The sequence below is a fragment of the Streptomyces longhuiensis genome, from assembly GCF_020616555.1.
In the GTDB taxonomy this organism is placed as follows: domain Bacteria; phylum Actinomycetota; class Actinomycetes; order Streptomycetales; family Streptomycetaceae; genus Streptomyces; species Streptomyces longhuiensis.
Genome location: NZ_CP085173.1, coordinates 5,343,064 through 5,366,787, shown reverse-complemented (window position 1 = coordinate 5,366,787; position 23,724 = coordinate 5,343,064). Strand labels below are relative to the sequence as shown.

General features: G+C 70.1%; 22 protein-coding genes and 1 tRNA gene. 14 read left to right on the top strand and 9 right to left on the bottom strand.

Annotated features, from left to right (window positions below; translation table 11 throughout):
* Positions 1–11 precede the first annotated feature (11 nt).
* Positions 12–1,139 (bottom strand): NsdA family TPR-like regulatory protein, encoded by a 1,128-nt coding sequence (locus LGI35_RS24845; protein WP_227296556.1) that lies wholly within the window; start codon positions 1,137–1,139, stop codon positions 12–14.
* 187 nt (positions 1,140–1,326) lie between these two features.
* Positions 1,327–1,710 carry a GntR family transcriptional regulator gene (locus tag LGI35_RS24840; RefSeq protein WP_227296555.1) on the bottom strand — a complete coding sequence of 128 codons (384 nt, stop codon included), beginning with the start codon at positions 1,708–1,710 and terminating at the stop codon, positions 1,327–1,329.
* A 534-nt stretch (positions 1,711–2,244) separates the two neighbouring features.
* On the opposite strand from LGI35_RS24840, the gene LGI35_RS24835 reads away from it, so the two are divergent.
* From LGI35_RS24835 to LGI35_RS24805, 7 genes are all read left to right on the top strand, one after another.
* Entirely contained in the window at positions 2,245–2,478 is a 234-nt protein-coding gene (locus LGI35_RS24835; protein WP_227296554.1) for a hypothetical protein, read from the top strand.
* Entirely contained in the window at positions 2,475–2,942 is a 468-nt protein-coding gene (locus LGI35_RS24830) for a DUF3307 domain-containing protein (RefSeq protein ID WP_227296553.1), read from the top strand. Before LGI35_RS24835 ends, LGI35_RS24830 begins: the two co-directional genes overlap by 4 nt.
* Positions 2,943–3,053: 111 nt before the next feature.
* Positions 3,054–3,320 carry a DUF6284 family protein gene (locus LGI35_RS24825; RefSeq protein WP_227296552.1) on the top strand — a complete coding sequence of 89 codons (267 nt, stop codon included), beginning with the start codon at positions 3,054–3,056 and terminating at the stop codon, positions 3,318–3,320.
* Complete coding sequence (locus LGI35_RS24820; protein ID WP_227296551.1) at positions 3,317–3,598, top strand: hypothetical protein; 282 nt, start codon at positions 3,317–3,319, stop codon at positions 3,596–3,598. The genes LGI35_RS24825 and LGI35_RS24820 overlap by 4 nt, the downstream gene beginning before the upstream one ends.
* Complete coding sequence (locus LGI35_RS24815; RefSeq protein ID WP_227296550.1) at positions 3,595–4,698, top strand: conjugal transfer protein; 1,104 nt, start codon at positions 3,595–3,597, stop codon at positions 4,696–4,698. The genes LGI35_RS24820 and LGI35_RS24815 overlap by 4 nt, the downstream gene beginning before the upstream one ends.
* Complete coding sequence (locus LGI35_RS24810) at positions 4,698–5,093, top strand: RRQRL motif-containing zinc-binding protein (RefSeq protein WP_227296549.1); 396 nt, start codon at positions 4,698–4,700, stop codon at positions 5,091–5,093. Before LGI35_RS24815 ends, LGI35_RS24810 begins: the two co-directional genes overlap by 1 nt.
* A 1-nt stretch (position 5,094) precedes the next feature.
* Positions 5,095–5,412 carry a hypothetical protein gene (locus LGI35_RS24805; protein ID WP_227296548.1) on the top strand — a complete coding sequence of 106 codons (318 nt, stop codon included), beginning with the start codon at positions 5,095–5,097 and terminating at the stop codon, positions 5,410–5,412.
* Positions 5,413–5,534: 122 nt separating this feature from the next.
* Here the strand turns inward: LGI35_RS24805 and LGI35_RS24800 are convergent, their stop codons facing one another.
* Complete coding sequence (locus tag LGI35_RS24800) at positions 5,535–5,765, bottom strand: chaplin (RefSeq protein WP_227300487.1); 231 nt, start codon at positions 5,763–5,765, stop codon at positions 5,535–5,537.
* A gap of 286 nt (positions 5,766–6,051) precedes the next feature.
* On the opposite strand from LGI35_RS24800, the gene LGI35_RS24795 reads away from it, so the two are divergent.
* From LGI35_RS24795 to LGI35_RS24765, 7 genes are all read left to right on the top strand, one after another.
* Positions 6,052–8,169 carry an FtsK/SpoIIIE domain-containing protein gene (locus LGI35_RS24795; protein WP_227296547.1) on the top strand — a complete coding sequence of 706 codons (2,118 nt, stop codon included), beginning with the start codon at positions 6,052–6,054 and terminating at the stop codon, positions 8,167–8,169.
* 249 nt (positions 8,170–8,418) lie between these two features.
* Positions 8,419–8,613, top strand: coding sequence for a hypothetical protein (locus LGI35_RS24790; RefSeq protein WP_227296546.1), 195 nt, complete (start codon positions 8,419–8,421; stop codon positions 8,611–8,613).
* Between the two features lie 12 nt (positions 8,614–8,625).
* Complete coding sequence (locus tag LGI35_RS24785) at positions 8,626–9,102, top strand: hypothetical protein (protein WP_227296545.1); 477 nt, start codon at positions 8,626–8,628, stop codon at positions 9,100–9,102.
* An 85-nt stretch (positions 9,103–9,187) separates the two neighbouring features.
* Positions 9,188–10,048: a bifunctional DNA primase/polymerase gene (locus tag LGI35_RS24780; protein WP_227296544.1), complete on the top strand. Its 861-nt coding sequence runs from the start codon at positions 9,188–9,190 to the stop codon at positions 10,046–10,048.
* A 2-nt stretch (positions 10,049–10,050) separates the two neighbouring features.
* Positions 10,051–11,526: an ATP-binding protein gene (locus LGI35_RS24775; protein WP_227296543.1), complete on the top strand. Its 1,476-nt coding sequence runs from the start codon at positions 10,051–10,053 to the stop codon at positions 11,524–11,526.
* Positions 11,527–12,000: 474 nt separating this feature from the next.
* Positions 12,001–12,204 carry a helix-turn-helix domain-containing protein gene (locus tag LGI35_RS24770; RefSeq protein WP_227296542.1) on the top strand — a complete coding sequence of 68 codons (204 nt, stop codon included), beginning with the start codon at positions 12,001–12,003 and terminating at the stop codon, positions 12,202–12,204.
* A gap of 63 nt (positions 12,205–12,267) precedes the next feature.
* Entirely contained in the window at positions 12,268–13,653 is a 1,386-nt protein-coding gene (locus LGI35_RS24765) for a tyrosine-type recombinase/integrase (RefSeq protein WP_227296541.1), read from the top strand.
* A 47-nt stretch (positions 13,654–13,700) separates the two neighbouring features.
* Here LGI35_RS24765 and LGI35_RS24760 read toward each other — a convergent pair.
* From LGI35_RS24760 to LGI35_RS24735, 6 genes are all read right to left on the bottom strand, one after another.
* A tRNA-Thr gene (locus tag LGI35_RS24760) sits at positions 13,701–13,774 on the bottom strand.
* Positions 13,775–13,903: 129 nt separating this feature from the next.
* Positions 13,904–15,478, bottom strand: a complete 1,575-nt coding sequence (locus tag LGI35_RS24755) for an alpha/beta hydrolase (RefSeq protein WP_227296540.1) — start codon at positions 15,476–15,478, stop codon at positions 13,904–13,906.
* Between the two features lie 79 nt (positions 15,479–15,557).
* Entirely contained in the window at positions 15,558–16,763 is a 1,206-nt protein-coding gene (locus LGI35_RS24750) for a DNA polymerase III subunit delta' (protein ID WP_227296539.1), read from the bottom strand.
* Positions 16,764–16,938: 175 nt separating this feature from the next.
* On the bottom strand, positions 16,939–20,199 hold the full coding sequence (tmk, locus tag LGI35_RS24745) for a dTMP kinase (protein WP_227296538.1): 3,261 nt from the start codon (positions 20,197–20,199) through the stop codon (positions 16,939–16,941).
* Positions 20,200–20,393: 194 nt separating this feature from the next.
* Positions 20,394–23,228, bottom strand: coding sequence for a type I DNA topoisomerase (gene topA / locus LGI35_RS24740; RefSeq protein WP_227296537.1), 2,835 nt, complete (start codon positions 23,226–23,228; stop codon positions 20,394–20,396).
* A gap of 249 nt (positions 23,229–23,477) precedes the next feature.
* Positions 23,478–23,675 carry a hypothetical protein gene (locus LGI35_RS24735; protein ID WP_227296536.1) on the bottom strand — a complete coding sequence of 66 codons (198 nt, stop codon included), beginning with the start codon at positions 23,673–23,675 and terminating at the stop codon, positions 23,478–23,480.
* Positions 23,676–23,724 lie beyond the last annotated feature (49 nt).

Genomic DNA, 23,724 nt, shown 5'->3' with positions numbered 1-23,724 from the left:
CTTCAGTGTGGTCACGTCCCCTTCATACTGCCCACGGCCCGGTTGAGTTCTGCAATCTCCACAAGCTTGCGGAACGGTTCCAGGTGCGTTTGCAGCCGGGTTAACTCTGCCAAGATCCGCGCCGACCCGGTCGTCTGCGCGATGCTTACCGCCTGCGTGGCCGCGCTGACCGCGCCCTCCAGGTCCTCGTTCTGCGCGTACGCCGTGGCCAGCCGAGCCAGGCACAGCCCCCGGTCGCGCTGCTGCTGGGCAGGCCATTGTGTGAGGCTGTCCTCCAGTGTCCGCACGGCATCCTCAGGCCGGTTGAGCGCGATGGCGCAGTTGGCCGCCTCCATGTCGATGTACGCGACGGAGACGTACGGAGCTAGACCGTCATCGTCCCCGGGGGCCTTCCCCGCGAGGGTGCGTGCCTCATCGAGCGCTCGGGCCGTCTCGCTCGCGTTGCCGAGCACGGCGTGAGCATTCGCTCTCGCCCGTAAGGCAACGGCTTCCACCTGGCTCGGGATCTTCCCCGAATAGTTCAGCGCGGCATTGACCAGACCTTGGGCGTAGCCGGCGTGCCCGGCCTCCGTCGCGATGTTGGCGCGTCGCTGGAAGACGTAGGCGCTCAGGGTCGGGTCATCGAGCTCGTACGCGTAGTCCAGGGCCCGGTTCGTCCACAGCATCGCTTCCTGTGAGTCCCCCGAGTCCTGATAAAGCCACCCCAGGAACTCCGCATACCGCAGACCAACACGTAGGACTTCACTCCTCGCCGGGCCCGCAGCATCCGCGCACAACTGCTCGATGAGCGGCACTTGGCTCTGGACCGCGGGTACAAGGAACCTCGGGCCGACGAGCGGCTCAGCCTGGGCGTGCTGCACGAACACGGACTTGAGGTAGCCGAGGACTTCCGGGGATGCCGTGGGGGCCGGACCGCGCGGACTTGGCAGCTTGGGCAGTGCATCGAGCTGTGAGGGTGCGGCCTCCAACGCGAAGCCGAGTTCCAGGCGAGTCGCCTCGTAGACCTCACAAAAGATCGCCTGGTACTCGGGGCCCGGCGGCCGGCGCCCGTTCTCGAACATGGAGAGCTGCGTTTTCAGACTGGCCCGCGACGGAAGTTCGAAGCCGAGTCTCGCGGCAGCGTCCGCCATCGCGTCCATCAACTCAGCCTGAGACCATCCGCGAGCAACGCGCGCGCCTTGCAACTTGGTCTTCATCGCTTCCCCAACGTCAGGCGATGCTCCGGACTCACATGATTACCCAATAGCACCGCTGACGTGGGGAGTTAACAGGTAACACAGAGGCGGTGTTAACCCCTGTCCACTGTCAACCGGCGCGGAATCGGGCCTACTGGTTCTCGTCAGCGCGACCGGGGCGACTCGCTTCAAGCCTCTCGACTCGGCCGCGAAGTTCCGAGAGCTGGGAGGTGACATGTTCGAGCTGACGCAGGACTTCGGAGAGAGCCGCGCCATTGCCAGGCTTGCCGGCCTCGGCGACCTGCTTCGGATCCCGGGCGTAGTTGCCTCGCCCCGTGGTCGTCAGAAGTCCCTCATCCCGAAGGACCCCGAGCGCCTTTTGCACCGTGGTCGGCGAGATGTTGAAGCGGCTCGCCAACTCCCGCACAGAGCCCACTTTGTTGCCGGGCTTGATGACTCCATCCCTGATCTCACGTCGCAGGGTCTCGGCTGCTTGCTCGTAGGGCTGTCTGGGGTCGTCCTCAGCGATCGTCACGCATTCGAGCGTACCCACTAGCACGACCTAGCACGTTCCTTGTACGGACCTCTTGCGCGATGTCACGTGCTAGTACATGCTGTTACGTGCCAGCAGGGAAGCCCGTAAGGGCCAATCGGCTGCATGCACCACTGCTTGGCCTGCACGAACGCACAGGGCGGGGACGCTGCAATCCCGCTAAAGGCCAGAGATCAGGGCTTCGGCCCGACTGGCGAGGTGGCCCGGTGACCGCGAGCAACGGCCGGAGGGTGGGGACATCGGTCCCCCTTGCAGTGCACAACGCCTGTTGTTCGAGCGGAGAGGAGACCGCGCTCAGCCGCACCTTAAGAATCTGGGCGCCGCCGGGTCGGCCGGCATGGCGGCGCCGCTCCATACCCCGTTTACGAGCAGCGCTAGCGCGCCGTGAACAACCGGTCTGCTCCTCATCGTTCCGCGGCGGCTGGCGCTGCGGCCGGTTGCCTCCGCTGCTCGTCTCGTACGAGCAGCGCTGAGGGGAGCCGGGATCGTCCCGACCACCATTCCCGAGGGGGAACCGTGAACCAGAACCACCTGGACGAGATCGCCCGTCGCGTCTCCTACGCCGCCAAGCAGTTCGCCCCCGACCACCGCCCGAGCGTCCGGCAGACAGTCGATGCCTGTTCGGTGCTGCGCGACATGATCCAGGCCACCGAGATTCACGGCCTGACCTTCGGCGACTTCGACGCCGTCGCGGACTTCCCCCGCATGGCCCTTCAGCTCGTCAAGGCCCGCGACGACGAGAGCCGGTGAACGCCGTGAACGCGCAGGCCGCCGCCGCTTTCGCCGCCGTCTTCGTCGCTCTGTACGTCGCTCACAGCGTCGGTGACCACTGGGTGCAGACCTCGCCGCAGTCCGCGAACAAGGGGCGCCCCGGCTGGGTCGGCCGCCTGGCGGATGCCCGGCATGTGGCCACCCTGACCGCCACCAAGCTCGCCCTGCTGCTCCCCGTCGTGTGGCTGCTCGACCTGCCGCTGTCCGCGCTCGGCATCGCGTTGGGGCTCGGCATCGACGCCGTCACGCACTGGTGGGCCGACCGCCGCAGCACGCTGGCGTGGATGGCCAAGGTGACCGGCAAGGGTGAGTTCTACCGGCTCGGTGCCCCGCGCGCCGGCCACGACGACAACCCGCACATCGGCACCGGCGCCTACGCCCTGGATCAGTCTTTCCACCATCTGTGGTTGCTGGTCGCCGCGCTCATCATCGCCACCGTCTGACCCACCCGCGCCCGCTGCCCACAGCGCGGCGCCCCTCAACAGCGCGCGGCCCCGGAGGTGCAACTCCGGGGCCGCTGTCGAGCCGCACACCTGCTAGGGAGAACACGACTCATGAGCATCATCGCTGCACTTCAGACGGCCGTTACGGCCGACAGGTTCGACCGCGAGCCGACTACCGCGGAGCTGGACGCGATCGAGGCCGAGATGCCCGTCATCCTGGCCCGCGTCGAGCTGCTGGACGCGCAGATCGTCACCCTGGACCGCACCCCGAGCGAGCTGGACGAGCGGCGCATCCGCCGGGCCCGTCGCCGGGTTCTGGTCGCGCGCCGTGAGCTGGCCAACCAGGCCGCCGCCGCGATGACGGGCGGTGCCGCGTGATCCGCATCGTCAGCACACTGTGCCTCGAACACCTTGTGCCTGTCGCCAGGGCAGCCCGTGAGCGCGCACGGCAGACCACGGCCGATGCGAACGAGGCCTTCGGCCGGCATGTCCGCGAGCTGTACGCCGCAACCGACCGTGCGGAGCGGGCGGAGGCGACCACGAACGAGGTCGGCGCGATTCTCTCCCGCGCCATGAAGGAGCTGAGCGCTGCTCAGCAAGAGCTGCTGCTCAAGGACATCGAGCTTCGGCGTCTGCGCGAGGAGTTGGCGGCATGACCACACAACCCCGTAAGCCGCTGAGCAAGGTGCAGATCATCGTGCTGAGCGCGGCGTTCGTGCCGATGCTCGCCACCGGCGCGTTCGGTGGAATCGGCACCTACAGCAACATCAGCCGCGCCTACGGCAAGGGCACCGCACTTGGCGCGGTCGCCGCCGGTGAGGGCGCCACCGCCGTACTCGCGCTCGTGCTGCTCGGGCTGACCATGCTGGGCCAGTCCTCCCCGCGCATCGTCCGACTCGGCCTATGGGCCCTGCCGGCAGCCGCATCGGCGATGGCCGCGATGGCCGCCGACGACCCGGGCACCACCGTCATCTACGCCATCACCCCGATGGGCATGTGCGTCTCGGCCGAGGGCATCGCCTTCCTCGCCCGCCGCATCGCCGTCCACACCTCCGGGCGGGACGCGGAGGGCGAGCGCCGGGCGGTCGAGGTCGTCCAGCGGCTCGCCTATCACCGGGCCCGCGCAACCAACCACCCCAGCGAACAAATCCGCAAGCGCTCGGATCGGGCGTCGTGGCGCCTGGCCCGCAAGGTCGGCTCGGGTGACGCGGAGCTGGGATCGAGGCTGCTCGATGTGCAGCGCCAGCGCGTCACGATCGGCGCGGACGCCGCGCTCCGGGCCATGTTCCACCTCACCCCCAACGCGCTTCCCACCCTGGCAGCAAATACGGAGGAATCCACCGAGAACGTCAGGATTCGGTCTACCGCTGACCTGCCCGAATCGACCCCGACAACGGCCCCCGCGAACCCGATCGTTCTGCCGCGCCCGGTCGAGGTCGGCTTCCTGAAGTCGGCCCTGCCGAGCAAGCCGGTTCGGGCGATCGAGTCGGCTTTGGTCCGGCCGATCGAGAAGCGCACGGTGCCCGCGGAGTCGACCCGACCGCGTCGGGCCACCGGCCGCGTGCCGGAGGTTGCCCGATCGAGTCGGCCCAAGCGGACCGCCGATCAACTGCTCGATGAGGCGCGCATTGTGACGGCCAATTGGCCGGTCTCGAAGCTGACCGCCGAGGGGATCCGCCTCGCGGTGCACACGTCGCCGAAGAATGCCCGCACCCTGCGCGAGGCCCTGCGTGCCGAACGCGCTGAGGTCGCGTGATGGGCACCGCCTACAGCAAGTGCTACGACCCGAACGGCGCTCGCTACGGGATCCCCACCTATCCGTGGAAGTTCGCCCCTGACGGCTACGCCACGCGCCGGCAGTTGCGAGCGCAGGGCTTACGGCCGGGCGGTCAGCCGATAGCGGCTCAGCTCATGCGCACCTCGCGCCGCCGCAAAGCGGGCGTGAGCGTGGCGTTCCTGTACCGCCTCGACCTCGCCCGTCCGGTGCGGCCGATGACCTCGCGCAAGTGGGGTGCGCTCGCCCTGGCGATGGTCGCCCGCCGCACCTGCCCCGTCTGCCAGATCACCTACAGCTACTGCCTGCCGACCTCGCTCGGCATGTGCGTGACCTGCGCCTACCCCACCCCCTCCGACTTCCCGAGGAGTGCCTGACATGGGCAAGCCCGATACCCGCCGCCTGGACCGCGCCATCCAGCAGACGAACCGGAAGCTCGAAGCCGTGCAGAACCGCGAGATGTGGCCGCTGGACGGCCGCGAGCGCCGCGCGGTCGCCGCCGGGATCGCCGGCGGCTCCTACAGGGTCGTGCGGCACAAGAGCACCGACCGCGCGGAACGGAAGGTGGAGACCGCGTGGAGCGCGGCCGAGACCCGGCTCATAGCGGAAATCGCCGCGCTCACGAGCGAGCGTCAGCGGATCGTGCACGAGACCGCCAAGGCCAAGGCCGCCAAGAAGTCCTCAGGCTGGTGGTGACATCCCCAGCCCGTTCCTGATGGGTTCAGCACGCGTGGGCGGCCGGGACTGGAAGACCGGCCGCCGACACTCACCCGAACACAGGCCCCCCCACAGGGCCGCGTTCGGCCTGTCCAGTCAGATCAGTCGTTGGCGCACTGGTTGCCGAAGGCGGGGTCGAGCAAGCCGATGACGTTGACGGAGTTACCGCACACATTGACCGGGACGTGGACCGGGACCTGAGCGGTGTTGCCGGAGATCACGCCGGGGGAGTTCATCGCACCGCCCTGTGCGCCGGTGTCGGCGGCTGCGAGGCCCGCTCCGGCCAGGACGACGGCACCGGCAGCGGTGGCAACCGCGAGCAGCTTCTTCATGGCGATCATGACTCGCTTTCTGTGAGTTCGAGAGGGCGAGGGTTCGCCCCCTTCCCGGGCAGTGCCCGGAGTGTGCCGTCCCGGCAGGAGGAGCACTCAAACCGCCCGGCCGGCACCCAGCTCAACACTCAGCGGCGCTCCCGGACACGGGCGTTCACTCGGCCGCCCGGCATCCCGGTCCGCTAACCGGAGCAGCGCCCCGATCGCGCACTCATCTAGGGAGCCGCCACGGCGCCCCCTTCTTCGCTTCCCGCCCCGGATCGGGGCAGTCAGGAGTAGTCCCCGCATGTCCGAGAACGTCGTTCACCTGCACAAGAACACCGATCCGACCATCGAGGCGGCGACGGTGACCGCCCTGACCGTGGTCCCCGATGCGGCGCCGGCCAAGGCCGTGCCGCTGTGGGTGCGTTCCGGCCGGGCGGTGCGTAGGGCCGTCACGCACGAGACGACGAAGACGACCGCCCGTGCGGTGGCCCGCCACGGCCTCTACACCGTCAACGGGGGCCGGATCGTGGCCCGCCGCGCGTGGGACGGGAAGACCGGTGCCCGCTACGAGCGGATGCTGCGGGCCGCCGAGGCGGCCGGCAACTTCGAGGTCGCGGAGGAGTGGGAGGACCGGCTCCAGCGCTTTCGCGAGGCCAGGCACCACCGCCGCATGGATCTGCTGCACTCCCCGGTCGACGCGGCCAAGGGCGTCGCGGTCGGCGCCGGCATGAGCGTCGGGGTGCTGGTCGCGCTCGGGGTCGTGATGGCCATCAACAATCACGACATCGGCGACGTCATCACCCCGCTCGCGGCCGTCATCGACTTCATCGGCCTGCTGATCCGGATCGTGCAGGTCGTCTGGGGTCCCGCCCTCACGACCGGCCCGATCCTCGCGCTGCTCGCGCTGTGGACGGTCGGCAGCAAGCAGCAGGCCGCCCCGGCCTGGGCCCTCCCGGACAACATCCGCAACGGTGAGGGTGAGCCGATCACGCCGTCGATCGTGGTCAAGGCCCTGCGTGACCTGGGCGTTCCGGCGCTGCGCAACGCCATCAAGGAGATGGGCGACGCCGGCGCGGGCATGCTCGGGCCGATCCGGATCGCCGGATGCGGCGTCGAGGTCGACGTCACCCTGCCCTCCGGCGTGTCGACGATCGAGGTGCAGAACCGGCGCCGCAAGCTCGCCGAGAACCTGACCCGGCACGAGCACGAAGTGTTCATCACTATCCCCCAGGCCGCCCGCACCGTGCGCCTGTGGGTCGCCGACTCGGGTGCGCTCGACGAGCCGATCGGCCCGTCCCCGCTGGTCACCGACGACACCATGACCGCCGACTACGCCAAGGGACGCGCCCCCTGGGGCCAGGACCTGCGCGGCGACGCCGCCGCGCTGAGCCTGTATCAGCGGCATCTGCTCATCACGGGCCTGTCCAACCAGGGCAAGACCGTCGCCCTGCGCTCCCTGGCCCTGTGGCTGGCGCTGGACAGGTCGGTGCAGTTCCTCATGGGTGACCTCAAGGGCGTGGGCGACTGGGCCATGTTCGACGGCCTGGCCACCACCCTGATCCAGGGGCCGACGGATGAGCACGTGATCCAGGTGACCGAGATGGTCGAGGGCGCCGTCGACGAGATGAACCGCCGTCTGATGGCCCCGGCCGGCACCGTGTTCCCCGCTCTCATCGTCCTGGTCGACGAGGCGCAGGTCGCGTTCATGTGCCCGCTCAAGGACGAGGACGGCCGCTTCTACGGCGGATCCAAGGCCACGTCCCGGTACTTCATGGCCGTCCGCAAGATTCACAACCAGGGACGTGCAGTGAACGTCCTGATGTGGCAGGGCACCCAGGACCCCACCGACCAGAACCTGCCCAAGCTGGTGCGCGAGGGAGCCCACACCCGGGCCTCGCTCGCGCTCGGCACCGAGTCGCAGGCCCGAATGGCGCTCGGGGACAAGGCGGTTGACGGCGGCGCCGCACCGAACCTGCTGCGTCCGGGCCTGGATCAGGGCACGCTCGTGGTCGCGTCGTCCGGCATCGACATCCCCAAGGGCCAGTCATCCATCACCGTGCGCACGCACTACGTCGACGACGACGCGGCCGAAGCCATCACCGACCGCGCCAAGGCGATGCGGGACGGAGTCACCACCCTCACCGTCATCGAGCGGGGCGAAGAGCGGGACCCGCTCGCCGACATCGCCTCCGTCCTCGGGGACGCCTCCCGAGTCCTCACCCAGGACATCCTCAAGCGCCTGGCGATGCTCAACGAGGACGCCTACGGCAAGTGGTCGTTCGTCGACCTCAAGCGCGTCCTCGACGGCACCGGCGCCGAGCCGTACAAGTCCGACGGGCGCATGGTCGTCGGCCGCGAGCGCGTCGCACGCGCCCTCGCCAACAGGCCCGACAGTGATTCCGCTTCGGCGTCCGAATAGAGGGAGCCGCGCCCCACGCGGGTCAGGGAGGCAGGGAGAACTCCCTGAGCCCCTCCCTGCCCCGCCTCCCTGGCCCTGACCAGCACGAATGATCCATCAGGGAGTCAGGGAGGCACCCCAGGTCAGCACCCCTGATACCCCCTCCACAGTGCCACCAGCAGGGGGTGCCTCTGCCTCCCTGCCGAACCCGCCGGACCGGTTCCGCATCACCGCACGGACACCCCTTCCACGCCCCTCAAGGAGCGCCCTATGGCTGTGACCGTCTCGCTCGCCCTGCTCTTCGGACTCGCCCTGTTCGGGCTGATACGCAACCGCGACGTTGGTCCGATCGCCGCGTTCGTCGCCGTGATGTTCGGGTTCTTCCTCGCCTCCACCGGCGCTGCCGGACCGATCAGCGACATGACGAGCGCCATCGTCGACTCCGTCCAGCACATCGACTTCTAGGAGGGCATCCGCATGCACCCCGAGACCAACCCCGGCACGATCCGGCCGGACGCCGGGATGAGCGAGGACGAAGCGGCGGCCGAGGCCCGCCGGATCATCACCGACGCCTACCGGCCCACCGCCTACCGCGACGACACGCCGATCCCCACCCACGGCACCACCCCGCCCGTCGCCCAGCCCGGACGGCCCCCGATGAGCCAGGGCGCCACGGACGCCAGCGTGCTCATGCTCGCCGGGGGCACCGCCACCGCCATGGTCGGCGGCACAGCGTCCGTGCTGATGTACGTGTCCCAGTTCGCCGACCCGGTCGTGTGCGGCCTCGTGTTCGGCGCCCCCACCGCCCTCGTGCTCGCGCTCGCACGGCTCGCCAAGCGCGCGAAGCCCGCCCCGGACGTCCACCACCACTACGAGGGCCCCGTCTACCAGGACCGGCGCAACGTCCACAGCCGCACGACCGGCGTGTGGGCCAAAACGAACAACCAGCACTGACACCAAGGGCGGCCCCCCTCTCGCCAAAGAACCGGGGCCGCCCTTGTGATCCAGCCCGCTAGTACCGAACTGGAGGACTTCCAGCATGACGCAACCAACCTTCATTGAGGGAGAGCACCTGCACACCGCTCTCGCCCTGGCAGCATCTGGTCTGCCCGCGCTGCCGTTACGAGCGGGGAAGGTGCCGTTCGGCAACTGCCGGCGCTGCACCGGCAACGCGTGCGGCGGCCGGCCGAACATGAAAACCCCCGGAACGTGCACTTGCCCCGGCCCCTGCCACGCATGGGCAGCCGCGACCACCGACCCGACCGTCATCAACTCCAGGCCCTGGCGCCGCGCCTGGCTGTACGCGAGTGCCGTCGCCTACCACCCCGGAGGCGCCGGGCTGACCGTGGTGGACCTCGACAATGCCGACGCCATCGCATGGGCTCGCGAGCACCTGCCCGTCACGCAGACCGTGCCCACCACCCGGGGCGAACACTGGCTCTACCTCGGTCGGATGCAGTCAGCCAACGGCGTGCGGCCCGGCGTGGACATCAAGTCCACGATGGCCTACGCCCGCTGGCTCGGGTTCGGCGCCGGTGAGATGGCCTCCCTGCCGGATACCGTGCGTGCTCTCGCCGTGAGCAAGCCCGCCCTGGCCCGGCCCACGTCTCTTGCGCTCACGGTGACCGCGCCGAACGGGGACGGGGAGTGCCGGCATCGCACGCCCTCGTTCCTGGAGCGCGGCATCGCGATGGCGGAGCAGCGCATCACCGCGGCCACCAGCGGCGTGCACAACGCCGTGTACCGCACGTTCCTGGCCGTGCTGTCCACGCACGGCCGGTGCGGCTGCCTCACCGACGCGCACGTCGGCCGACTATTCACCGCCGCGCAGGCCAAGGGCGAGAGCGCCCGCCACTGCACCGAAGCATGGGCCAATGCCCGTACCACGTTGGGAGTGTGACCGTGGCAGACGACGACAAGACCCCGGCCCGCGAGGTCATCACCGACTACGCCCAAGCGCACTTCCGGTACTTCCGCACTCCCGACGGCACCGTCTACGCGCAGAAGAACGGCCACCCCGTGGCCCGCCCGATCCGCTCCCAGGGCACCACGGGTAGCCACCGCCAGGAGCTCATGGTCGGCCTGTTCCACGACGGGAAAGGCGTCTTCAACGGCAGTGCCATCAAGGAGGCGTTGGACCTGATCGAGGCACTCGCGCTGAGCGAGGACGTCCAGCCCGTGTACATCCGGGTCGCCCCGGGCTTTGACGGGGCGACGTGGCTGGACCTGGGCCGTGATGACGGGCAGTCCGTGCGCATCCACCCCACCGGCTGGGAGATCACCGTTCCCGACCCGCGGGAGGTGTGCTGGCGCCGCACACAGCTCACCGGGGAACTTCCCCTGCCGGCCAAGGACACCGACGGCAAGGGCATCGACCTGCTGATGCGGCTATGCAACTTCGCCACCGCAGACACCGAATCCCTGGCCCTTGCCTGGCTGATCGGCTGTCTCGGTCCGTCCGTCCCTGTCCCGGCGCCGTTCCTGACCGGGCCGCAGGGCGCGGGCAAGTCCACGGGCGGGCGGATGCTGATCCGCATTGTGGAGGGCATGACCGGGGACCTGCGCCGGGCACCGAAGGATGAAGAGAACCTGATCGCGGCGGTCGCGGCCGGGTGGGTCACCGCCCTGGACAACCTGTCCCACATGTCGCCGGATCTGTCCGACGCGATGTGCTGCATCGTGACCGGAGCTGAGAGCGTCAAACGGGCGCTGTTCACCGACGGGGACGTGTTCCGCGTCGGCTACCGCCGCCCCCTGCTCCTGACCGGAATCGATGTCGGTGTCATCCGCCCGGACCTGGCCGAACGGCTCCTGCCACTGCGCCTGGAGCGGCCCAAGGTCCGCCGCACTGAAGCGGAACTGTGGGTGGACTACGAGGAGGTGCTGCCCCTCGTGCTCGGCTCGCTCCTGGACCTCACGGTCAAGGTCCGTGCGGTGAAAACGGAGACACCGACGGATCTGCGGATGGCGGACTTCGCGCACCTGTGCGCGCAGTTCGACGCCGCGACCGGGCTCGGGGCACTCGCCGCGTACCGGGCCAGCCTGGACGACCTCAACGACGACGTCATCGAAGGCGACCTCCTCGCACAGACCGTCCTCCGGCACGCCGACACCATCTCCCCGGGCGCGGCCCAGCGGATGACGTCCACGGAGTGGCTGCACCTCCTTAGCGGCCTCTACCACGGCGACGGGATGCGGCCCCTGCCCAAGGGGTGGCCGACCACGGGCAAAGTCCTCTCCGACCGGCTCAAGCGCCTCCAACCGACCCTGGCCGCCCGGGGCGTCCTCATCGACTCCGGGCGCACCAGGAATGGCCGATACCTCGAAATGACGCGCCCCGCCGCGCCCGTTCCACAGGAACAGCGGCGCATGATCTGAGCGGCACCGGTGCGTGCCTGGACAAGCAAGAGGAGCACCACCGGCCGGGCGTGCTCCTCTTGTTGTTCGGCGCGCGCGCCGCCCGAAGGACGTGCCGCGCAGCGGCTCCTTCTTCACGCTCGAAGGCGCCACCGCACCACTACAGACACTCCCTCTTCTTTGTCCTAAGAGGGAAGACGTTGCGTCACGTACGTCACGTCGCACGAAAGACGGCCCCTGACCTGCGACGAAAGCCATGACGCAGACAGCGGCGCCTGCGTCATCCTGCGTCATCTGCGTCACGTCGTGACGCGAAGCATGCCGCACGCGTGACGCAGCCCCACACCACCGCGTCAAGCAAAACAGCAGGTCAGAGGCCCGGATGTCGCTGATGACGCGATGACGCAGAAATCCGAACCTCGGACACGCACGGACTACGGTCCCGAACCCAACTCCCCTGAAGGCAAGAGACGGACTGCCGAGGAGGCACCCCGGATGAGCACCGCCATTGCTGCTCCCGTCGACCGACTGCTGTACAAGCCCGAGGAAGCTGCCGAAGTCCTCGCCATCGGCCGCTCCACGGTCTACGAGCTGATGGCCGAAGGCGCCCTGAAGTACATCAAGTTGGGTCGCGCGCGTCGGATTCGACGCGTAGACGTTGAGGCGTTTGTGGAGAGCCTCGCACTGCTGCCCAACTGACCAGCCGCCGCCCCGAGGCGCCCTGAGCACTCTGCTCATGGCGCCTCTCGCATGGAGGAGCACATGAGCCCCCGCAAGCCCAACATGGATTCGTCCATCTACTTCGGTGCCGACGGCTGGTGGCACGGTCGCGTCACGATGGGTGTGAAGAACGACGGCGGCCCCGACCGCCGCCACCGCCGTGCCAAGACCGAACCCGAAATTCAGCGCAAGGTGGAGGAGTTGGAGCGACAGCGTGACGAGGGACGCGCCACTAAGGCGGGCCGCAAGCCGACCGTTGCCCAGTGGATGGGGACCTACCTCACCGATATCGCGAGCCTGAAGCTCAAGCCGCGATCGTTGGATGACTACTGGTCCAAGACGCGCAACGACATCATTCCGGGCGTCGGGAAGCATCGGATCGACAAGCTTCAACCGGAACACCTGGAACGGATGTACCGGGCGATGCTTGATGCTGGCCACGCCCCCTCGCACGTGCTGAAGGTGCACCGCATCCTGTCGCGCGCTCTGAAGATTGCCCATCGGCGCCGGATGATCGTGGAGAACGTCGCCACGCTCGTGGACCCGCCAACGGTCGACGAGATCGAGGCGAATCCGTTCACGATGAGCGAGGCCAAGGCGTTCCTTCTGGCCGCGGCGAAGCGCCCCAGGTTCATGCGATGGGTGGTCGGCGTCGGCATGGGATTCCGGCAGGGCGAAACCTTGGGCCTGCGCTGGAAGTACGTCGACCTCGACGCGGAGCTGTTCCACCCTCAGTGGCAGCTCCAACGCCTCACTTGGCGGCATGGATGCGAGGACCCGAAGAAGTGTGGCCGACGCCTGCACCGGTTCGAGCCGTGCCCGCCGAAATGCACGACGCACCGGAACTACACGCGGGGGTGCCCGCAACCCTGCACACAGGACTGCACACGGCACGCGAGCGCGTGCCCGGAGCGCAGGGGCGGAGGCCTCGCCTTCACTCGCCCCAAGACCAAGAAGAGCCGCAACGAGGTGCCGATCCCGCCGCCGTTCATCCCTTACCTGCTTGAGCACAAGGCTCAGCAGGACGAAGCCCGTCGCGCTGCGGGTGAGTTGTGGCAGGAGCACGACGCGGTGTTCACCCGCCCGGACGGCCGGCCGCTCGACCCCCGGGCGGACTGGGAGGAGTTCAAGGAGCTACTCGAAGAGGCGGGTATCAGTGACCGACGCCTCTACGACGGGAGCCGCCACACTGCGGGCACGATCCTGAACGAGCTGGGGGTGGACATGCCGACCATCATGGAGATCCTTCGGCATACGCAGATCAGTCAGACCCGGCGGTACGTGAAGGGCCGGTCCACCCTTTCGAAGGACGCCATGCGCCGTATCGGCGACGTCTTCATGCCCGAGCCGGAACCCGCTACTGAGACCAGAACTGAGACCGTGGACAGCAAGGCGGCCCGCGCTCGGCGTCGGCGTCGCGTCCGTTAAAAGCAAAAGCCCCAGGTCACGGCGAGTGAGTCCTGGGGCTTCCACAGAGCCGCCTTCGGGATTCGAACCCGAGACCTACGCATTACGAGTGCGTTGCTCTGGCCATCTGAGCTAAGGCGGCGCGCCGTCTGCACCATGGTGCGGTCAGCAACGTCGCCAAGTCTACACAGTTTTCGGGGGTGCTCCGCACACCCCCTGCGAAGGCCCCGGGACGCGGATCCCGGGGCGCCGAAAAGTGCCCTCACACCCCTTATGAGCAGCGCTTTCCGTCCTTGGGCGGGGTGCCGTTCAAGAGGTACGTGTTGATCGCGGAGTCGATGCAGGTGCTGCCGCGGCCGTACGCGGTGTGGCCGTCGCCCTCGTAGGTGAGGAGCGTGCCGGAGTCGAGCTGGCCGGCGAGGGCCTGCGCCCAGCGGTACGGGGTGGCCGGGTCGCGGGTCGTGCCGACGACGACGATCGGGGCGGCACCCTTCGCCTCGATGCGGTGGGCCTCGCCGGTCGCCTTCACCGGCCAGTACGTGCAGTTCAGCGCCGCCCACGCGAGGCCGTCGCCGAAGATCGGGGACGCCTTCTCGAAGGACGGCAGGGCCGTCTTCAGGTCGGCGGGGCTCTTGAAGGACGGCGGCAGGTCGAGGCAGTTCACGGCCGCGTTGGCCGCCATCAGGTTCGCGTACGTGCCGTCGGCGTCGCGCTCGTAGTAGCTGTCGGAGAGGGCGAGCAGGCCCGCCCCGTCCTTGTCCTTGATCGCCGAGCTGAGCGCGGAGCGCAGCTGCGCCCACTCCCCCTCGTCGTACATCGCCGCGATCACTCCGGTCGTGGCGAGGGCCTCGCCGAGCTTGCGGCCCCCGGGGTCACCGGTGGGGATGGGGGTGCGGTCCAGGTCGGTGAAGAAGGACTTGAGGCGCTTGCCCGCGTCGGCGACGCTCCCGGTGCCCAGGGGGCAGTCGGGTCGCTGTACGCAGTCCTTCGCGAACGACTGGAACGCCGTCTCGAAGCCGGCCGTCTGCTCGCGGTTCATGTCCTGCGCGGACAGGGACGGGTCCATCGCGCCGTCCAGGACGAGGCGGCCGACCCGCTCCGGATAGAGCCCCGCGTAGGTCGCCCCGAGGAACGTGCCGTACGACGCCCCGACGTAATTCAGCTTGTCGTCGCCGAGCGCCGCGCGCAGGATGTCCATGTCGCGGGCCGCCTCGACCGTGGAGACGTGCGGCAGCACCTCGCCGGACTTCGTCTCGCAGCCGGCCGCGTACTTCTTGAAGGCCGCCGACAGTTCGTTCATCTCCGCCTGGTCGTCGGGCGTGACGTCGGTCTGCGTGTACGCGTCCATCTGCTTGCCGGTGAGGCACTCGACCGGTTCGCTGCGGGCGACGCCGCGCGGATCGACCGCGACCATGTCGTAGCGGGCGCGGACCGCCGCCGGGTAGCCGAGGCCGGCGTACGACTGGAGGTAGCCGATCGCCGAGCCGCCGGGCCCGCCGGGGTTGACCAGGAGCGAGCCGAGGCGCTTGCCCGGGCCGGTGGCCTTCTTGCGGGCGACGGCCAGCTTGATGTCACCGGCGTCCGGCTTCGCGTAGTCCAGCGGCACCTTCAACGTGGTGCATTCGAAGCCGGGGACGCCGCACTCGCGCCAGCTCAGCGACTGCCCGTAGTAGGCGGACAGGTTGGCGGGGGTCGCCCTGGGCAGCGCGGCCAGCGAGACGTCCGCCGTCCGTGTGCTTCCCGAACTCCCTGGTGAGCAGGCGGACATGAGGAGCCCGGCAACGGCGAGCAGGGTTCCGCAGGCCCGGAGGCCTCGGACAGGGGAATGGTGGCGCCTGAAGTACATCGCCCGAGCGTAACTGTCCGCGTTCGGCCAGTCGCGATGTGTGGCGACCGCGCCCCGTACGAGTTACCCGAAGGGCGTGTCAGCCCGCCCGCAGCGCCATCGTCATCGCCTCCACCGCGAGCAGCGGCGCCACGTTGCGGTCGAGCGCGTCACGGCATTCGGCGATCGCCTCGATGCGGCGGAGCGTCGCCTCGGGCGAGGCCGCGCGGGCGAGGCGCTCCAGGGTGTCCTGCGCGTCGGTGTTCGCGAGGGCGACGCGGGAGCCGAGCTGCAGGGCGAGCACATCGCGGTAGAAGCCCGTGAGGTCCGTGAGGGCCAGGTCGAGGCTGTCGCGCTGCGTTCGCGTTCTGCGGCGCTTCTGGCGGTCCTCCAGCTCCTTCATGGCACCCGCCGTGCCGCGCGGCATCCGGCTGCCGCTCTGTCCGCCGAGCGCCGCCTTCAGCTCCTCGGTCTCCTTGGTGTCGACCTCCTCGGCGAGCTGCTTGGTGTCCTCCGCCGCGGTGTCGATCAGCTCCTGCGCGGCCTTGAGGCACCCGCCGATGTCGTCGACCCGCAGGGGCAGCTTCAGCACCGCCGCTCTGCGCGCCCGCGCGCGCGGGTCCGTGGCGAGGCGTCGCGCGCGGTCGATGTGGCCCTGCGTGGCGCGGGCCGCTTCGGCGGCGACGGCCGGCTCGATGCCGTCGCGTCGTACGAGCATGTCGGCCACTGCCTCGACCGCGGGCGTACGCAGCGTCAAATGGCGGCAGCGGGAGCGGATCGTGGGCAGCACGTCTTCGAGGGAGGGCGCACAGAGCAGCCAGACGGTCCGCGGGGCGGGCTCCTCCACGGCCTTCAGAAGGACGTTCCCCGCGCCCTCCGTGAGGCGGTCCGCGTCCTCAAGGACGATGACCTGCCAGCGGCCCACTGCGGGCGACAGCTGCGCTCTGCGGACGAGCTCGCGGGTCTCCTTCACGCCGATGGAGAGCAGATCCGTACGGACGATCTCCACGTCGGCGTGCGTGCCGACGAGGCTCGTGTGACAGCCGTCGCAGAATCCGCAGCCGGGGGATCCCCCCAGCGCCCGGTCTGGGCTGACGCACTGGAGCGCCGCGGCGAACGCGCGCGCCGCCGTCGCCCGCCCCGCGCCGGGCGGACCGGTGAAGAGCCAGGCGTGCGTCATCTTGGAGGCCTCGGGCGGCGGCGCCTTCGCCGCCGTGGCCGTGACGAGCGCGTCGGCGTCCCGCGCGGCGGCGTCGAGCTGCGCGGCCACGCGCTCCTGACCCACCAGGTCGTCCCATACGGGCATGGACTACCGCCTCACCGTCGAACTCCGGCACTTCGCTCTACCGGATTCATTGTGCGGGACGGCACTGACAACGCCGTCCGGCGACCGAGCCGGCGACCGACCCAGCGATCGGGCCGGCAATCGGTCGCCGGTCGGCGACAGCTCCCGGGCCGGCTCGGCGCCGGCCCCGGTCGGCTCAGCGCCGCCCCCGGCGCCTGCCGCCCGCGCCCTCGTCGCCGTCGTCGTCGTGCCCGCCGAGCAGTTCGTCCGCCAGCGTCGGCAGGTCGTCCAGCGGGGTCTCCTCCGCCCAGTCGGGCCTCGGCCGCTGACGAGGCCGGCCCTCCTCGTCGACCTGGGGCAGCTCACGCGTCCGGTCATTCGAACCATGACCGGCACCCGCACCGGCACCCCCGGCCGACGGCGCCGAGGTCTGACGCTCATCACGGAAGTACCCCGGCGGAACCCGATCCACCGGCCCGCCGTCGCCGTCCCCGGCACCGCTGCCACTACCGCCACCGACGGAGTCATCACGCACCGGCGGCATCACCGCCGTCTCGTCGGCTGCCCCGGCCTGCTGTGCGGGACTCGGCGGCACCGGCAGCTGAGTGGTCTCGTCGTTGTCCCCACCCTGCCAAGCACCACGCCCAGCACCAGTGGCAGAGGCAGTCCCGGCCCCGGAACCCGTGCCTGCGTCCCTGACCGGCGGCAGCACGGCCGTTTCGTCAGCCGCGCCACCCGTGGGATTCACCACGGGCGTGGGAACGGTGGTCTCGTTGTCGGCCCTCGACGACCGGCCGGCGCCCTCGGACCCGGCCCCGGCCGCAGAAGCCGCCGCTGACTCGGACGCAGCCGAAGCCGCCGTCGCAGAGGCAGCCGCCGCGGACGCAGCCGCCAGCCGACGGGCCTCCTCCGCCCGCAGCAGCGCCTCCTCCGCCTTGCGCTGCTTCTCCAGGCGTCGTTCCTCGGCCTCCGCGCGCAGGCGCGCCTCTTCCTCCGCCTGACGGCGGCGGCGCTCCTCCTCGGCGGCCCGGGTCTGTTCCTCGGCGAGGAGCCTGGCGCGCTCCTCCTCGGCACGGCGACGCGACTCCTCGGCGCGTTGGCGGGCCTCTTCGGCCTGGCGCTCGGCCTCGCGCCGCTGCGCCTCCTCCAGCTCGCGCTGCTTGCGCTCCTCCTCCTCGGCGCGCAGCTTGGCGAGCTGCGCCAGCCGCTCGCGTTCGACGCGCTCCTCCTCGGCCTTGCGCGCGGCCTCGGCCTCGGCCTTCCTGCGGGCCTCCTCCTCGGCGGCCTTACGGGCCTCTTCCTGGGCCTTCACCTCGGCGTCGGAGAGCGGCAGCACCATGTCGAGCCGGTGCCTGACCACGGTCGTGACGGCTTCCGGCTCCTGAGCCGCGTCGACGACGAGGTAGCGGCCGGGGTCGGCGGCGGCGAGCGTGAGGAAACCGGAGCGCACGCGCGCGTGGAACTCGGCCGGCTCCGATTCGAGCCGGTCGGGCGCCTCCGTGAACCGCTCGCGGGCCGCCTGCGGGTCGACGTCGAGCAGAACGGTCAGATGCGGCACGAGCCCGCCGGTCGCCCAGCGGTTGATGCGGGCGACCTCGGTCGGCGACAGGTCGCGGCCGGCGCCCTGGTAGGCGACGGACGAGTCGATGTAGCGGTCGGAGATGACGACGGCGCCGCGCTCGAGGGCGGGCCGTACGACGGTGTCCACGTGCTCCGCGCGGTCGGCGGCGTACAGGAGGGCCTCGGCGCGGTGCGAGAGGCCGGCCGACGACACGTCGAGGAGGATCGAGCGCAGCCGCTTGCCGACCGGGGTCGCGCCGGGTTCGCGCGTGACGACGACCTCGTGGCCCTTGCCGCGGATCCACTCGGCGAGTGCCTCGGCCTGGGTCGACTTCCCGGCGCCGTCACCGCCCTCCAGGGCGATGAAGAAGCCGGTGGCGGCGGGGGCCTGCGCCGGATCGTTCCCGCCCAGCAGCGCGTCGCGCAGGTCGTGCCGCAGGGGCACTCCGCTGCGGTCGTCGGCCTTGGCGAGTACGAGGGCGGCGACGGGCAGCAGCAGGGCCCCGACGAGCATCAGCGTGAAGGCGGCGCCGCCGTGCGCGAACACGAACTTGCCGTTGACCAGCCGGTGCGGGCCGATCGCGGCCGCGAGCAGGGGCGCGGCGACGGCGGCGACCGCGACGGACACGCGGACGACGGCCTGGAGGTGCTCGGTCGTGCGGGCGCGCCGGTAGTCCTCGGACTCCTGGTCGAGGAGGGTGTGCCCGGTGTTGGCGGCGATGCCCGCGGTGACGCCGGCGAGGGTGACGATCAGCAGGACGCTGGTGACGTCGGGGACGAGGCCGGCGGCGAGCAGGGCGATGCCGGTCAGGGCGATCGCCAGCGCGAGGAGCCTGCGGCGCGACAGCGACGGCAGTACGGAGGGCGCCGAGCGGATGCCGACGACCGTGCCGCCCGTGAGCCCGAGCACGAGCAGCCCGAACATCACCGGACCGCCGGACAGGTCCTTGGCGTGCAGTACGGAGACGGCGACGGCCGCCGAGATCGCCCCGGCGACGGCGGCGCAGGCGAGGACGAGGAGCGGGATGGCTCCCGTGCGTCCCTTGTCGACACCGCTTCCGGTCTTGGGGCGGCGCAGGCCCTCGAGCGGCGACCGCGCGCGCGGGGTCTGCGTGTCGGGCAGTTCGAGGAAGAAGACGACGGAGAGCGAGGCGGCGAACAGACCGGCCGCCACGTAGGAGGCCAGTGCGGCCTGGTGCAGGCCGAACCAGTCGACCCCGGCCCCGATCAGGTTCCCCACGAGAGTGACGACGACGAGCGCGGCGGCCGCGAGGGGCAGGGCCACGAAACCGGTGCGCAGGGAGAGGCGCCGCAGCGCGTCCATGTGGTCGGGCAGCGGGCGTACGGCCGCGCCTTCGAGGGGCGGCGCGGGCAGCAGCGCGGGCGCCGCGCTCTCGCGCGACACGGTCCAGAAGCGCTCGGCCACGCCGATCACGAAGGCGGTGACGAGCAGGACTGCCAGCGCGTTGTCCGGGGTCCAGTCGATCCACAGGGGCGCGACGATGAGGAGCGCGGCCCGCACGCCGTCCGCGCCGACCATCGTCCAGCGCCTGTCGAGGGGGCCGTCCTTGGAGGTCAGCGACGTGAGGGGGCCGAGGAGTACGGCTCCGAAGAGCAGCGTCGACAGGACACGCGCGCCGAACACGGCGGCGACGGCGAAGGCCACGCCCCGGTACCCGCCCCCGAACGAGCCCTCGGAGACGGCTACCTGAAGGGCCAGCACCACGAGCACGAGGAGCCCGAGCGCATCACCGATGCCGCCCACGAGTTGGGCGCTCCACAGTCGTTTCAGCTGCGGCACCCGCAGCAGGGCGCGGACTGCGCGCTCCCGGGAATCTGCGACCAGGGCGTCGTCGGGGGCCGGATTCTTGGCCGTTGGCTGCTCGGCTCGCGTCATTCGTCCAGCCTATCCGGACCCACTGACTCCCCGAAGGTCCACCCGAACATACGGCCGCCGGGGCACTCGCCCCGGCGGCCGTATGACGTTCACGCGCACGTGCGCACTCCCGTGTGCCTGCTCCTCCGCAGAGGAACCTCCGTAGAAGAACCTCTGTAGAGGACGACTACAGGTGGAGGACGACTACACGAGGACTACTCCTCCGTAGAGGTCGACTTCGAAGCCGTCGCCTTCTTGGCCGTCGTCTTCTTCGCGGCGGTCGTCTTCTTCGCAGCCGTCGTCTTCGAAGCGGCGGTCTTCTTGGCCGCCGTCTTCTTGGCGGGCGCCTTCTTCGCCGGAGCCTTCTTCGCGGCCTTCTTGGCCGTCTTCTTGGCGGGGCCCTTCGCCCGCTTCTCGGCGAGCAGTTCGTAACCGCGCTCGGGCGTGATCTCCTCGACGGAGTCGGACGACCTGAGCGTCGCGTTCGTCTCGCCGTCCGTGACGTACGCGCCGAAGCGGCCGTCCTTGACGACGACGGGCTTCCCGCTGACCGGGTCCTCGCCGAGCTCCTTCAGCGGCGGCTTGGCGGCCGCGCGCCCGCGCTGCTTGGGCTGCGCGTAGATCGCGAGAGCCTCCTCCAGCGTGATGGCGAAGAGCTGCTCCTCGGTCTCCAGGGAGCGCGAGTCGGTGCCCTTCTTCAGGTACGGCCCGTACCGCCCGTTCTGCGCGGTGATCTCGACGCCCTCGGCGTCGGCGCCGACCACGCGCGGGAGGGACATCAGCTTGAGGGCGTCGTCCAGGGTGACCGTGTCGATGGACATCGACTTGAAGAGCGACGCCGTACGCGGCTTGACCGCGTTCTTGCCGGTCTTCGGGGTGCCCTCGGGGAGCACCTCGGTGACGTACGGCCCGTAGCGGCCGTCCTTCGCGATGATCTGGTTCCCGGAGACGGGGTCGGCGCCCAGCTCGAAGTCGCCGCTCGGCTTGGCGAGGAGCTCCTCCGCGTACTCGACGGTGAGCTCGTCCGGAGCGAGATCCTCCGGCACGTCCGCGCGCTGGTGGTTCTCAGCGTCGCGCTCGCCACGCTCGACGTAGGGGCCGTAGCGGCCGACCCGCAGGACGATGCCTTCGCCGACGGGGAAGGACGACACCTCGCGGGCGTCGATCGCGCCCAGGTCGGTGACGAGCTCCTTGAGGCCGCCGAGGTGGTCGCCGTCGCCGTTGCCCGCGTCGGCGGCTCCTCCGGAGCCCTCGCCCTCGCCGAAGTAGAAGCGCCGCAGCCACGGCACGGCCTGCGCCTCACCTCGGGCGATGCGGTCGAGGTCGTCCTCCATCCTGGCGGTGAAGTCGTAGTCGACGAGCCGGCCGAAGTGCTTCTCCAGGAGGTTGACCACGGCGAAGGACAGGAAGGACGGCACGAGGGCCGTCCCCTTCTTGAACACATAGCCGCGGTCGAGGATGGTCCCGATGATCGACGCGTACGTCGACGGGCGGCCGATCTCGCGCTCTTCCAGCTCCTTGACCAGGCTGGCCTCGGTGTAGCGGGCCGGCGGCTTGGTCGCGTGCCCGTCGACCGTCATCTCCTCGGCGGACAGCGCGTCGCCCTCGGAGACCTGCGGCAGCCGGCGCTCACGGTCGTCGAGCTCGGCGTTCGGGTCGTCCGCGCCCTCGACGTAGGCCTTGAGGAAGCCGTGGAAGGTGATCGTCTTGCCGGAGGCGGAGAACTCGGCGTTGCGGCCGTCGGCGGAGGTGCCGCCGATCTTGACCGTGACGGAGTTTCCGACCGCGTCCTTCATCTGGGAGGCGACGGTCCGCTTCCAGATCAGCTCGTAGAGCCGGAACTGGTCGCCGGTCAGGCCGGTCTCGGCGGGCGTGCGGAAACGATCACCCGAAGGGCGGATCGCCTCGTGCGCCTCCTGCGCGTTCTTGACCTTCCCGGCGTACGTGCGCGGCTTGTCCGGCAGGTAGTCGGCCCCGTACAGCTGCGTGACCTGCGCACGGGCGGCCGAGACCGCCGTGTCGGACAGGGTCGTGGAGTCCGTACGCATATAGGTGATGAAGCCGTTCTCGTACAGCTTCTGGGCCACCTGCATCGTGGCCTTCGCGCCGAAGCCGAGCTTGCGGCTCGCCTCCTGCTGCATCGTCGTCGTACGGAACGGGGCGTACGGCGAGCGGCGGTACGGCTTCGACTCGACGGACCGTACGGCGAAGCTGGTGTTCTCCAGGGCGGCGGCGAGCGCGCGGGCGTTCGTCTCGTCCAGAGCCAGCACATTCGCGGACTTCAGCTGGCCGAGCGAGTCGAAGTCGCGGCCCTGCGCGATGCGCTTGCCGTCGACCGCGCTCAGGCGGGCCACGAGGTTCGACGGGTCGCTGGCGTCGCCGGAGCGGCCGGTCGCGAAAGTGCCCGTCAGGTCCCAGTACTCGGCGGAGCGGAAGGCGATGCGCTCGCGCTCCCGCTCGACGACGAGGCGGGTGGCCACGGACTGGACGCGGCCCGCCGACAGGCGCGGCATGACCTTCTTCCACAGGACCGGCGAGACCTCGTAGCCGTAGAGACGGTCGAGGATGCGGCGGGTCTCCTGGGCGTCGACCATGCGCTTGTTGAGCTCACGCGGGTTGGCGACGGCGCTGCGGATCGCGTCCTTGGTGATCTCGTGGAAGACCATCCGGTGGACGGGGACCTTGGGCTTCAGGACCTCGAGGAGGTGCCACGCGATGGCTTCGCCCTCGCGGTCCTCATCGGTGGCGAGGAAGAGTTCGTCGGAGTCCTTCAGCAGGTCCTTGAGCTTTTTGACCTGGGCCTTCTTGTCCGCGTTGACCACATAGATCGGCTGGAAGTCGTGTTCGACGTCCACACCGAGCCTGCGCACCTCGCCGGTGTACTTCTCGGGCACCTCGGCGGCGCCGCTCGGGAGGTCGCGGATGTGCCCGACGCTCGCTTCGACGACGTATCCAGGGCCGAGGTAGCCCTTGATCGTCTTCGCCTTGGCAGGCGACTCGACGATGACGAGTCGGCGGCCGCCGTGTGCGGTCTCGCTGGTCGGGGACAACTTCGCTCTTCTCTCCGGTCGGCGCTGGGGATCCCCCGCGCCCTCAGGACGTGGGGGTCGGCACTGCGGTACGTGCGGTGTCGCTGCGGAGTGTGACGGTACCTCCCGCCCCCGTGTCAAACGGGAAAAGCCCGCAACGGCCACTCGAACGGTAACCCGACTACCGACGATCCTGCCGCCCGGAGTGCCCACAGGGTGTCCGGGACGTCCACCGGGCCCTCACCCGGGACGCCCCCTGCGGGCCGCCGCTCAGAACCGGCCGAAGCACCACACCCCGAGTACCAGGGAGGCCACTGCGGCCAGCGTGGCGAGTGTCGCCGATGCGACAGGGTTCACACCGTCGGCGACGGGTGCGCGGTGCATGACACGCGCCCCGGTCCACAGCAGCAGTCCCGCCCCGAACAGCGTGAACACGGTCCCGGCGAAGATCGCTGGTGCGCTCTCCATGGCTCTTCCTCCCGGCGCTGGGGTCCCAGGCCGGTGAGGCTGACACGCG

Bases quoted from the DNA above. Each gene is read 5' to 3' on its own strand.
- LGI35_RS24845 (WP_227296556.1), bottom strand. From the start codon at position 1,139: ATGGACGCGATGGCGGACGCTGCCGCGAGACTCGGCTTCGAACTTCCG.
- LGI35_RS24825 (WP_227296552.1), top strand. From the start codon at position 3,054: ATGAGCATCATCGCTGCACTTCAGACGGCCGTTACGGCCGACAGGTTC.
- LGI35_RS24815 (WP_227296550.1), top strand. From the start codon at position 3,595: ATGACCACACAACCCCGTAAGCCGCTGAGCAAGGTGCAGATCATCGTG.
- LGI35_RS24810 (WP_227296549.1), top strand. From the start codon at position 4,698: ATGGGCACCGCCTACAGCAAGTGCTACGACCCGAACGGCGCTCGCTAC.
- LGI35_RS24805 (WP_227296548.1), top strand. From the start codon at position 5,095: ATGGGCAAGCCCGATACCCGCCGCCTGGACCGCGCCATCCAGCAGACG.
- LGI35_RS24800 (WP_227300487.1), bottom strand. From the start codon at position 5,765: ATGAAGAAGCTGCTCGCGGTTGCCACCGCTGCCGGTGCCGTCGTCCTG.
- LGI35_RS24795 (WP_227296547.1), top strand. From the start codon at position 6,052: ATGTCCGAGAACGTCGTTCACCTGCACAAGAACACCGATCCGACCATC.
- LGI35_RS24790 (WP_227296546.1), top strand. From the start codon at position 8,419: ATGGCTGTGACCGTCTCGCTCGCCCTGCTCTTCGGACTCGCCCTGTTC.
- LGI35_RS24785 (WP_227296545.1), top strand. From the start codon at position 8,626: ATGCACCCCGAGACCAACCCCGGCACGATCCGGCCGGACGCCGGGATG.
- LGI35_RS24780 (WP_227296544.1), top strand. From the start codon at position 9,188: ATGACGCAACCAACCTTCATTGAGGGAGAGCACCTGCACACCGCTCTC.
- LGI35_RS24770 (WP_227296542.1), top strand. From the start codon at position 12,001: ATGAGCACCGCCATTGCTGCTCCCGTCGACCGACTGCTGTACAAGCCC.
- LGI35_RS24765 (WP_227296541.1), top strand. From the start codon at position 12,268: ATGAGCCCCCGCAAGCCCAACATGGATTCGTCCATCTACTTCGGTGCC.
- LGI35_RS24755 (WP_227296540.1), bottom strand. From the start codon at position 15,478: ATGTACTTCAGGCGCCACCATTCCCCTGTCCGAGGCCTCCGGGCCTGC.
- LGI35_RS24750 (WP_227296539.1), bottom strand. From the start codon at position 16,763: ATGCCCGTATGGGACGACCTGGTGGGTCAGGAGCGCGTGGCCGCGCAG.
- tmk (WP_227296538.1), bottom strand. From the start codon at position 20,199: ATGACGCGAGCCGAGCAGCCAACGGCCAAGAATCCGGCCCCCGACGAC.
- LGI35_RS24735 (WP_227296536.1), bottom strand. From the start codon at position 23,675: ATGGAGAGCGCACCAGCGATCTTCGCCGGGACCGTGTTCACGCTGTTC.